Source organism: Bacillus sp. NH11B, from assembly GCF_001884205.1.
GTDB classification, from domain to species: domain Bacteria; phylum Bacillota; class Bacilli; order Bacillales; family Bacillaceae_G; genus Bacillus_A; species Bacillus_A proteolyticus.
The window spans coordinates 24,110-36,476 of the sequence record NZ_MAOG01000061.1; the positions used below are offsets into that span (position 1 = coordinate 24,110).

Below are 12,367 nucleotides of genomic sequence, written 5' to 3' on the forward strand. Positions count from 1 at the left end.
GAAAGCAAAAAGGGAGAATTAACAGACAAGTTGGTTCAAGATGTTGAGGACAGTTTATGGATAACTATCAGCAACAATTCATTAATTTACATAAAGGGGAGAGGGTTACAAATGGTCGTAAAGGAAATACCGCAACCTAAAACAGATGGAGATCTTGGAAATTTATTATTATTAAATAAAGAAAAACCACTTCAATCTTTAATGAAAATTGCTGATCAAATGGGAGAAATATTTAAGTTTGAAACCCCTAATCAGGTTACGCGTTATGTATCTAGTCAACGATTAGTTAAAGAGGTATGTGATGAATCACGCTTTGATAAAAGCATAGGCCCAGCACTCAAAAATGTAAGAAGCTTTGCTGGAGATGGTCTTTTTACGAGTTGGTCATACGAAAAGAACTGGAAAAAAGCTCATAACATTTTATTACCAATTTTTAGTCAACAAGCAATGAAGGGGTACCATGCGATGATGGTAGATATCGCTATACAGTTGATTCAAAAATGGGAGCGCTTAAATGCTGATGAGCACATTGATGTACCAGAGGATATGACACGTTTGACACTTGATACAATTGGACTTTGTGGTTTTAATTATCGCTTTAACAGTTTCTATCGTGATCAGCCTCATCCATTTATTATGAGCATGGTGCGTGCACTAGATGAGGCAATGAGCCAATTACAGCGTGTGAATCCAGATGATCCATCATATAAGGAGAAAAAATTTCAACTTCAAAAAGATATTCAATACATGAATGGGTTAGTGGATAAAATAATTGCAGATCGAAAAATAAGTGGTGAGCAAGGAGATGATCTGCTTGCTCATATGCTAAACGGAAAAGACCCGGAAACAGGAGAAGTGTTAGATGATGAAAATATTCGTTATCAAATGATTACATTTTTAATCGCAGGCCATGAGACGACGAGTGGTCTATTGTCGTTCGCACTTTATTTCTTAGTGAAAAATCCGCATATTTTACATAAAGCAACAGAAGAAGCAACGGGTGTATTGATAGATCCTGTTCCTACTTATAGACAAGTGAAGCAGTTGAAATATATTACTATGGTATTAAATGAATCCCTTCGTTTATGGCCCACTGCCCCTGCGTTTTCTCTATATCCAAAAGAAGACACTGTGCTTGGTGGAGAATATTTGTTAAAGCAGGGAGAAGAGATTAAGGTACTTATTCCACAACTTCATCGTGATAAAACAATTTGGGGTGAGGATGTAGAGGAATTTCGACCAGAACGTTTCGAAAATCCAAGTACAATTCCACAGCACGCATTCAAGCCTTTTGGAAACGGACAGCGTGCATGTATAGGACAGCAGTTTGCAATTCATGAAGCGACTCTTGTACTTGGAATGATGTTGAAGCATTTTGATTTTTATGACCATGAAAATTACGAACTAGATATTAAAGAAACTTTAACGTTAAAACCAGAAGGGCTTACTGTAAAAGCAGTATCAAAAAAAATCCCTTTAGGTGGTATCCCTGCTCCTTACCGTGAACAGCCAGAAAAAAATGTTCGTAAAGTAGTGGATAATGTTCATAATACGCCATTACTCGTACTATATGGTTCCAATATGGGGACAGCAGAAGGAATAGCACGTGAATTGGTAGATATCGCTCTTAGTAAAGGATTTGCAGCAAAAGCTGCTTCATTAGATTCTCATGCAGGGAACCTTCCTAAAAAAGGAGTGGTATTGATTATCACTGCTTCTTATAACGGAAATCCACCTGATAATGCGAAGAAGTTTGTAGAGTGGTTGGAGAAAGCATCTGAGCATGAAGTGAAAGATGTTCACTATGCTGTATTTGGCTGCGGCGATAAGAGCTGGGCCACTACCTATCAAAAGGTACCTTTCTTTATTGATGAACAACTTGCAATAAAAGGAGCAGAGCGTCTAACAGAGCGTGGTGAAGGAGATGCAAGTGATGACTTTGAAGAAGCTTATGAAGAGTGGCGTGAGCAGCTATGGAATGATGTAGCAGATCACTTCAAGCTTGATATCGAAGGAAGTGAGACAAGTGCCTTTACTCTTTCCATTAAATTTGTAGACAGTGTAGCGGAAACAAATTTAGCAAAAATGCATCCTACTTTTACAACGAAGATTATGAAGAATGAAGAATTGCAAAAGCCATGTAGTTTAAGGAGTACAAGGCATCTTGAACTTTCTTTACCGAATAATGTAACTTACAAAGAAGGTGATCATTTAGGGGTGATTCCGAGAAATTATCCAGAACTAGTAAATCGTGTACTATCCCGTTTTCAGCTAAATGGATCTGATTATATCCGTTTAACTGGTGACAATACAAAGCTAGTACATCTTCCTTTAAATCTCACTGTTTCAATAAATGAGTTACTGCAATTTGTAGAACTTCAAGAACCGGTCACAAGAAATCAATTACGTGCAATGGCAGCAAAAACTGTTTGTCCGCCACATAAAATAGAGCTCGAAGCACTATTAGAAAAACATGTATATAAAGAACAAGTTTTATCCAGACGATTAACTATGCTTGAATTATTAGAGAGATATCCAGCATGCGAAATGGAATTCAGTAATTTTATAGAATTACTTCCAGCATTGCGTCCACGATATTATTCAATTTCTTCTTCGCCAAGAGGAAATGACCAGAAATTGAGTATTACCGTTGGTGTTGTGGAAGACAACGCATGGAGTGGAAATGGAAAATACAGAGGAATTGCTTCTACCTACTTAGCTCAGCTTAAAGAGGGAGATTCGATTACATGTTTTATTTCAAATTCACAGTCTGGCTTCGAACTTCCACAAAATCCTAAAACCCCGATTATTATGGTGGGGCCGGGAACAGGAATTGCACCGTTTAGAGGTTTTCTGCAAGCTCGAAAATCAATGAAAATTAATGGTGAATCATTAGGTGAAGCGCATCTCTACTTTGGGTGCCGTTCACCTAAAGAAGATTATCTATATCAAGAAGAACTTGAGCAAACACAGAAAGAAGGAATTGTGGCTCTTCACACAGCTTTCTCTCGAATGAAGGATCAGCCGAAAAAATACGTTCAGCATTTAATAAAACAAGATGCTGAAAAGGTGATTAATTTACTTAATCAAGGTGCGCACATCTATATATGCGGTGATGGAAGAGAGATGGCGCCTGATGTAGAAAATACGCTTATAAAAAGTTACGCTGATATTTATAATGTGAGTGAACAACAAGCAAGTGCGTGGCTACAACAGTTAGAAGAAAATCTGTATTATTCAAAAGATGTTTGGGCGGGATAATAAAAAAGTGTATTAGGGTTCTGTTGCAAAGTTTAAAAATCATTTAATCGTTTGTAATTCGAATAAAACAGGAAATAAGTTTTTGGGCTTTTCTCAATATCCCACATGTACACATACAGACCCAATTAACAAAAGAGCTGGGATGAAAATTCAGCTCTTTTGTTATTTTTAGGAATTAATTTTGAAAAATCATACTCTCATCAAAAAACGGCTTCTCAGGTTTCGATATAACCAATGTTTATTTAATAGTGAATGACATAAGACCTAAATAACAAAGGGTGTGTTGTAAGCGAAAAATAAGTGGTTTAAAGTGAGTTAAGGATGTTATTAAGAATTTTTCTGTGAAATATCTAAAAAACAAACAAATAACCTTACAAGGTTATTTCATAAAGATAAGGAGTGAAAATATTGGGAAATACAGTGAAAGAAATCATTGATGATTTAGAGTATCTGTTCAGGAATGAAGAAATTGGCATGGAAGTAAGTAATCCGGCTTACTATCAGAGGTTTTGTAAAGTACTGGATGCAACAGATATGCACTATGATTTACACATTCATGAATATGATGAGGGTTCCCTGGTTGTTAAATTAGTGTAAAATACAAATGTTTTAAGGGGTTAATTTTCTTGAAGTATAAAAAGGGAATGGGAAGGAAAAGGATATGAAAATTGGTACATCTGAATGGCTTTCTCTTAGTAAGGATATTAAGCTGAAGTTGATCCGTTTGGCTGTCATAGATAGTAAACTAAACAAGCAAAATAAAAACCCTTCATTTGCTTAACAGCAAACAAGGGGCTTAGTTAATGAGTGACTGAAGTAGAAGGAAATCTAGTCCATTTCCCTCTTTATTTATTGTAGCATAAAAGGAAAAGCACAAACAAAGGAGAATTCCCATGAAAGAAATTGATAAATACATGACACCATCTGAAGCAGCTTTTTATTGGGGGATTCCTCGTGAGACAATTAAGAATAAATATAGCCCCTCTCTAATGAACGAGAAGCAAATAAATGATTTAGAGCGCATGTTACAAGAGGGTTTAGTGAAGTATTTTTTGCATCCTGAAGGAAAGCGTAAGGAATGAATTATAAGCCGACAGGCAATGTATGAATGGTTTGGAGAACCAAAAGACAAGTAGGAAAGGGGGATAATAATGCAAGAGGAAACAATTACTCTCTGGGGAGGATTCAAGAGTGCATTTCGTTTGATTATTTGGTTTTGGATCGTTATGTTTTTGCTATTTGGTGAAAGCTTGCTACAATAGAACTAAGTCGAATATGAAACAGCCCTAGGCAGCTCTCATAGGTATAAGATCTATGGGGGCTTTTTCATTACAGCACACAATAATTTCACGTACCGTAATAATTTAAAAAACTAAAACACCACAATAATAGTCTACATTTAATACCTATAATCGTTTCCGTACCCCTTAAAGAGGATTAATCTTTATACACAACCGAGCAGCTAGCAAAAGCTAACTGCTCGGTTCTCCAAGGGGGAACAAGGAGAAAATCTAATGTCATACACAGTATTGACGGAATATTGAGTTTTATTCAAAGGGACTCATAATCTACAAATTAGATTATGATATTTGCTATAACCTATATCGCCCAGAAAAGAACTAAAAGTTCTATTTATAAAGAAGAAAATCTATATTTTATAAACAGTGCAATGAATATTCAGTTTATTTAAAGAAACCAAACTATAACAAAATAAAAGGTAAGGAACTAAATTAAGATTTAGCCGCTTCTCTGATATTACTTCCTCTAAAAACAACTACTGATGAGATCCTCTTTATTCTTAACTTAATGACTACATTAAAGGTTGTTTATACAAATTGGTTGGTGGTTGTTTATGAGAAAATTGATTACTAACACATTCTCTGTTTGCAAAATGAATGATGCTTTCATTTTGTTGTATTTGTTCTCGTATATAGCGGGGGAAAAACGCCTCACATCTACTTACTTATGTATCCCTTCAATTTCCTACTTTCTAAAATCCCTATTGCTCGCAATCCATTATAAGTAGTCATGATAGTACTATAATTCATATTTAACTGCGTACCTAATTCTCGTTCTAAGGGTAGAAAAATCTCCATATGTAATACGTCGTTCAATATAGTTAACAATTTCTAATATATTTGGAATTTGTTGTCCCTATTTGCTCTTCATTCCAAAGGAACCCCTTCATATTGCTTATGAAAATTAATTTTCTCAAATTGGTTGGGTGGAAAAATCTTAAAATTGGCTGGTTTCATATCCTGCCAATTTGATTATGCTAATTACCAAAGACAATATTTGGGTATAATGATGTTGTTCTCAAATAGAACCCAAATTTATTATCTTAAATGAACAAATCTGACTCAACAAATGAGAGGAGGAGATATAAATGACCTTTAGTAGAGGAAATGCCTCAATTATAAATGAAACTATCTCTGCAACAGGTGTTGGAATCTCTTGTGGTACATGTGGAGAGCTCGTTCAAGGGTGTATTAATGATCAGAATTTTATGATTACATTCCCTATACCACTCTATGCTAGCGCTGAAGCTAAGTTTATAAGTGGGGGGGGAATAAGTGTAATTCCTAGTTATAAAAATAAAGCTGTAAAAGCTGCAGAAAAATTAGTAAGCTCATTAAGAAATTTAGGGATAGTTGATAAGAACTCAGGAATTACAGTTAAAATCGAATCAGAATTAATTGAGGGGAAAGGGATGGCTAGTAGTACGGCTGACATTATAGCAGTTTGTCGGGCTATTGCAAATTTATGTAATTATCCTATCGGACCTTGGGAAATATCAAGTATTTGTACATCTATTGAACCGTCTGATGGTGTAATGTATCAATCATCAGTAGTGTATGATTTTTTTAAGGGTAGATTGCTTGAAGATATAGGACCATTAATGTCTATGCGCTTAATTATAATTGATAACGGAGAGGCCGTAGATACAGTTAGTTTTAAAAGGGTACCGTATACGTTTAATGAGATGAAACAAATATTGGAAGCTTACCGTTTAGCGACTTGTGGGATAAAAAACCAGGATATTGAGCTATTAGGACATGCTGCTACAATAAGTGCTAAGGTTAATCAACGTAGACATTATAAAAGAGAATTCAATGATATTTTGAATATTCTTCCCGAATTAGGAGCGTACGGAATATCGGTGGCTCATAGTGGTTCAATTCTTTCTTTGTTATTTGATACTAATGATGAAATGAAAATTAAGAATGCAAAAAAACGTCTCTCGATGATGTACCCAGAAGCAACTATCAGGGAAATTAATATATAAATGAGATAATTATAGAAAAGTACATAAATTTAAATGGGGTGTGTAAAATGGTTCGAAAATTATATCTCCAAGATCCTTATCTTAAGGAATGTAACGCTACCATAACAAAAATAGAAGGTAATAAAATTTTCTTGAATCAAACTGTTTTTTATCCAGAAGGTGGAGGACAACTTGGGGATCAAGGTTGGATTGAAGGAAATGAAGTAATTGATACACAAAAAACTGGAGGAAATCTGTTTTATCACTCTGATTTTCCAATAATTAAGGTTGGTTCAGAAGTAGCTCATATTTTAAAAGAACCGGCAAAGGAACTACGTGAAGGAATGGAAGTTAAGGTGAAAATTAACTGGGATAGACGACACATGTTGATGAGAATGCACTCTGCTGCACATTTAGTTTATTATTATACATTTAAAGTTTTTGGGGAGATGTATGTTAAAGGTTGTCATATCGCAGAAGATAGAGCTCGATTTGATTTTTATAGTCCTGATAAACGTCTTGAGCGTGAAGGATTAGATAAAGTAGAAGAGTTCGCAAATTTAATAGTTGAAGAGAATCTTCCAATTAAAAATATCCCATTAAATGAGGAACCAGAAGCAATAAATTGGATTTGTGGTGATATGCATATTCCATGCGGTGGTACACATGTTAGACAGACTGGAGATATCGGAAAAATTTCTGTAAGAAGAAACTCGAGAGGGAAAAGCTTGGAGCGTATATATCTAGAAATTGGTGGAAAAGCTTAATTTGAATAAATTAGGAGAACTTTCTTTAGTTCATTCACTTCTATATAACTCTTGTTGTTACAAAAAGAGGATTTGAAAGTGAAAATTTCTAGGTTTTTGTAATACGAGTCATATCAAGTTTTTTTTGCAGAGACGTTAAGCAATGCAAATAGAAAATAGCGTATCAACCTAGAAAAGAATATAAAGTTAATTCTAAATTTATTGAGATAATTTTAGGGTGCTTACTAATAAGGATGGATTTAAATTTCAATTTGAAAAGAGGTATTAATGATGTTAAGAGAAAACATAGTAGATGCTATTGGAAACACGCCGTTAGTACAACTCGAATTAGATTCTACAGCTAAAGGGAAAGTTTTTGCAAAATTAGAAATGCTAAATCCTTTTGGGATGAAGGATCGTGCCGCAAAGCAAGTAATTTTAGAGGCGAAAAAGAATGGAGTTTTAAAAGATGGTGCTCCAATTATTGAAAGTTCTTCGGGGACTATGGCATTGGGTCTTGCAATGGTTGGAACCTATTTTGGGCATCCAGTTCATATTGTAACGGACAAACGTACTGATCAAATGACCCTTGCAAAATTAAAAGCACTTGGCTGTAAATTGGAAATAGTTACAGAAATGACGCATTTAGGATGGCAAAGTGCTCGTCTTGATAGACTAGATGAACTTCTTAGGGAAAATAAAGGAGCATTCTGTCCTCACCAGTATGAAAATCCTGATAATCCTAATGCTTATGAGTCATTAGCAAATGAGGCTCTTAAAGAGTTAGGTCATATTGATATTTTAGTAGCGTCTGTAGGTAGTGGAGGGTCACTTTGTGGAACGGCACGAGCCCTAAGAAAAGCTAATCCTGACTTACGTGTTATAGCAGTTGATGCGGTAGGAAGTGTTATTTTTAATCAACCAGATATTCCAGGACGCTTGCAAGGAGGGCATGGAAATAGTGTTGTTCCAAAAAATGTAGATTTTTCAATAATTGATGAAGTTCATTGGTTAAACGATGAAGAATGTTACGCAGCTAATCTAGAGTTAGCTGAGTATGAAAAGATATTTGCAGGTAATAGTTCGGCGGCATCATATGCGGTTTCACGATTTTTAAGCAGTAGATGTTCAGAAGAGACAAATATTCTAACAATTTTTCCAGATAGAGGGGATCGTTATTATAAAACAGTTTATAATGAAGACTATCGTAAAGAAAAGGGTATGACTAATCTTATCCTACCTGAACAACCTAAAAAGGTTTCTTATGGTACGACGATTACTTCCTGGTCTTATGCTAGTTTACAAGATAATAAGATGCCTACGTTTTAATAGTCTGAAAATTTAAAATCGAAAGGGAAAGTTTATGAAATTTGATTTTGATCAACAAATCGATAGATTTTATACATCGTCTTATAAATGGGATCAGTCCAAAAATCTTTTTGGAACAGAAGATATTTTACCAATGTGGGTGGCTGATATGGATTTCATGTCATCTCCAGCAGTAGTTGATGCACTTATAAATAGAGCTGCACATGGGATATATGGCTATACAATAATGCCTGATTCCTATTATATTTCGATAATTGACTGGTTGAAGAGAAGACACGGATGGATAGTAAACAAAGAGTGGATAACACATTCTCCAGGGGTAGTAACAGCATTAAGTATTTTGGTTTCTTGTTTAACTAACCCAGGAGATAAAGTAATTATACAATCTCCTGTCTATCATCCTTTCTATGATGTAGTTATTCAACAAAACAGAAAATTAGTAACGAATAATCTTATTCTAGAAGATGATCGATATACTATGGATCTAAAAGATTTAGAAGATAAAATAGATTCAAGTGTAAAATTAATGTTGTTATGCAATCCTCATAATCCTGTCGGGAGAGTATGGGACAAGGGAGAGTTAGAGAGACTAGGGAAAATATGTGCTAAACATAATATAATTGTTATTTCAGATGAAATTCACTGTGATTTAATATATGAAGGAAATAAACACACACCATTTGCTTCTATTTCTGAAGAATTTAAAAGGAATAGTATAACATGCATTTCTACTAGTAAGACATTTAATCTTGCGGGATTAAAAACATGTAATCTAATTATTCAAAATCCTCGTATAAAGGAATTGTATGAAAAAAAGTTAAAAATGCTTTCGTTACATTCTGAAAGTTTCTTTGGTATAACGGCAGTAGAGGCTGCATATAACCATGGTGAAGAGTGGCTAAATCAATTATTAATCTACTTAGAGGGAAATTTAAATTTTTTACTTGATTATTTTAAGAAAAATATAAATGGAGTGAAGGTAATCAAACCTCAGGGAACATATTTAGTTTGGTTAGATTTCCGAGAGTTAGGGATGAATAAAGAAAACATAGAAAATTGGATGTACCAAAAAGCTAAATTAGCTTTAAATGAAGGTTCTATGTTTGGTGAAAATGGTGAAGGATTTCTTAGAATGAATATTGCCTGTCCTAGGGTTAATTTAGAAGAAGGTTTATCTCGAATACGTAAGGCGCTCTAAGTGAACAGTTGTAAGAATTAATAAAAAAAACGTAACCCCTTAATAACTTTGAACACGTATTATTGATCTATAATGAAAAGCTTATTATGAATAAGTTCAAGTACTTTAATAGCTATTTTGAAAACTTTAAGAGGGGGGCATTATAATCTATAAGGTTAGATATGTTGAGTAGCCTTACCTAGCTAAAGGCGGATATTATGTTTGCCTCTCTATCAAACATCCTTTCTATTGGATTACATCATCAAAACGATTTAGCTTACTAATTGTTCTTGAAAAATATAGTAATTACGTTAAGAGGGTGACCCAACAGTGCTAACTGAAACAGTAGTTTAATGAACGTGCTTAGCTTACTGTTTTTTGTTGATGATCCTCCTGTTAAAAAATGTTCAATTTTATTTAGGGGTTACAGTAGGAGAAAAAAATGATAAGAAATAATGAAACGAAATATATACTATTAGTATTTTTAGCTGTCTGTTTTTTAGCTACAGGTGGTATTTTTGTAAAACTAAGTGAATTACCGCCAATTAATACAGGCTTTTATCGCGTATTACTCTCTATCCCTCTTTTATTACCGTTTGTATGGAAAGGGCTTAATAAAGTTTCAAAAAAAGATATTTTATTAATACTTTTAGCAGGTGTATTTTTAGCAGGTGATTTAATTTTATGGAATATATCATTTTATTATACTAGTGTTGCAAATGCTAATTTATTAGCTAATCTAGTACCCATAGTAATTATTCCATTTTCATTTTTTATTTTTAAGGAAAAGATAACACGTACATTTTTTATAGGGTCTATTATTACAATATCTGGGGTAATTGTTTTAGTTAGCGGTAAAGCAGTAATAACAACAGATAATTTATTTGGAGATATGTTGGCCTTTTTAACTGCTTTCTTCTATGCATTCTTTTTATTAACAGTATATAAAGTACGAGAAAGAGTAAGCGCTAGTATTATTATGTTTGTTAGTGCTTTTGGAAGTGCAGTAACAATTTTCATTGCTATGCTTTTTACTGAGGGAGTTTATTTCCCAAGTGGTACTTCAGAATGGATGCCTTTAATAGGTTTAGCTATTTTTTCGCAGATTTTAGGGCAAGGACTACTGAGTTTTTGTTTGGGTAAAGTTAATGTTGCACTATCCTCTATATTAGTTTTATTACAACCAATCGTAGCTGCAATATATGCATGGTTTATTTTTACTCAGAAGCTTACAATAGTTGAAGTAATGGGGATGTTAATTGCTTTAGGTGGAATCTATATTGTGAAAATGAAAAAGAAACAAAAGGTATCAGACGAATCAAAAGAAGCAATTGTGAGTTAAGAAGTAGGTTTAAATAAAAAGACGATTTTTTAAATATAAAAAATCGTCTTTTTATTTTCTTTCAATTCTCGGAACTTTCCATATAAGGGGTCACTATACATGCCCATCAACTTAAGAGTAAAGAACACCCCAATATCTTTTCCTTCATGGATGTGCTCCTTACTTTCTAATTTATACTGTTTCCAACATATTTAAATTAACATCGGTAAGTTTATCTTAATTTAAATAACTCTCATAAGTCTTTCGTAAATGTTACAAAACCCTCTCATTGCTTCTCATACAAACACTTCAGGAATCTTGCAAGTAATTTCTTAAACTTGGAAATACCGATAAAAATAAAAGGATTGATACATAAGTAAACCACCGATATATCTTATTAAATTAAAAATTGAGACCCAAAAAACAAGAAAGGTTGGCATTTTGCCAGCCTTTCTTGTTTACTACTTCATTCATTTTACAAATAAAAATTTTGTTTTGGGGATACTTAAAAATCTTCGCTTAATGAGCATGGGGCCAAGCTGAAAAAATATAGACTATCGTAAAAAGTTCAGAATTTTATACGATATTAATGAAAGACTTTTGTAACATTTATGAAAGAAATTTGAAAGTTTTTTAAGCTAAGATGAATTTATAAATATTAATTTTATATTTTAAATCAATATACGACAGTATTTATATGTTTGTTTTTTAGAGTGTTACATGTAAGCAATCTAGGCTAAATCTTACTAAGAGAGGACAACAAAAATGAAGAAAAAATTTAAAACAATTGGAATTGGAAAGAAAGTAATTCCTACTGCAGCGGCATTAGGTATTCTTTTTTCTGTCGCTCCTATTGCAGAAAATAAAGCTAGCGCAGGAATAGGTACGGTAATAGATATAAGTATTACTGTATTAGGTGCTGTAGCAAACACTTATGAAGCACTTGGAATAAGCCCAGGGGATCGAGACCCTGGCACTCACATTGATGTATATGCAGAAAACGAAACTTACCAAGCTCCTAGTTTTACATCTGGGGAATTTAATATTTCCATGTATCATACACAAGGTGATTTGAATTTTCTTAAACCAGTTAAAGTACGCTATCCAAATGGAAGAATTGAAATTCATCAACTAAAATCTGGGCAGCAGCTTAAAATTACTGAAGCAGGTGCAATTATAGATCTAAACCCTAATGGAGCAAATGTCTCAGAACACGATCTTCTTTACATTACACAAGCACAATTAGACGAAGGAAAGACCGGAGTTGT

General features: G+C 33.8%; 8 protein-coding genes and 1 pseudogene. All 9 read left to right on the forward strand.

Annotated elements, in window-relative coordinates:
- Positions 1-111 precede the first annotated feature (111 nt).
- On the forward strand, positions 112-3,261 hold the full coding sequence (locus tag BAU27_RS09325) for a bifunctional cytochrome P450/NADPH--P450 reductase (RefSeq protein ID WP_071770718.1): 3,150 nt from the start codon (positions 112-114) through the stop codon (positions 3,259-3,261).
- 399 nt (positions 3,262-3,660) lie between these two features.
- Positions 3,661-3,858 (forward strand): hypothetical protein, encoded by a 198-nt coding sequence (locus BAU27_RS09330; protein ID WP_254797955.1) that lies wholly within the window; start codon positions 3,661-3,663, stop codon positions 3,856-3,858.
- Positions 3,859-4,154: 296 nt separating this feature from the next.
- Positions 4,155-4,343 (forward strand): helix-turn-helix domain-containing protein, encoded by a 189-nt coding sequence (locus BAU27_RS09335; protein WP_071770720.1) that lies wholly within the window; start codon positions 4,155-4,157, stop codon positions 4,341-4,343.
- Between the two features lie 1,304 nt (positions 4,344-5,647).
- A complete protein-coding gene (locus BAU27_RS09340) occupies positions 5,648-6,547 on the forward strand; it encodes a GHMP family kinase ATP-binding protein (protein ID WP_071770721.1) in 900 nt (299 codons plus the stop codon).
- A gap of 47 nt (positions 6,548-6,594) precedes the next feature.
- Positions 6,595-7,293 (forward strand): alanyl-tRNA editing protein, encoded by a 699-nt coding sequence (locus tag BAU27_RS09345; RefSeq protein ID WP_071770722.1) that lies wholly within the window; start codon positions 6,595-6,597, stop codon positions 7,291-7,293.
- A 270-nt stretch (positions 7,294-7,563) separates the two neighbouring features.
- A complete protein-coding gene (locus BAU27_RS09350; RefSeq protein WP_071770723.1) occupies positions 7,564-8,601 on the forward strand; it encodes a cysteine synthase family protein in 1,038 nt (345 codons plus the stop codon).
- Between the two features lie 34 nt (positions 8,602-8,635).
- Positions 8,636-9,799, forward strand: coding sequence for a MalY/PatB family protein (locus BAU27_RS09355; protein WP_071770724.1), 1,164 nt, complete (start codon positions 8,636-8,638; stop codon positions 9,797-9,799).
- Positions 9,800-10,220: 421 nt separating this feature from the next.
- On the forward strand, positions 10,221-11,120 hold the full coding sequence (locus BAU27_RS09360; protein WP_071770725.1) for a DMT family transporter: 900 nt from the start codon (positions 10,221-10,223) through the stop codon (positions 11,118-11,120).
- Between the two features lie 744 nt (positions 11,121-11,864).
- Positions 11,865-12,367, forward strand: a pseudogene (locus BAU27_RS09365) (cell wall-binding protein); the annotation flags it as partial.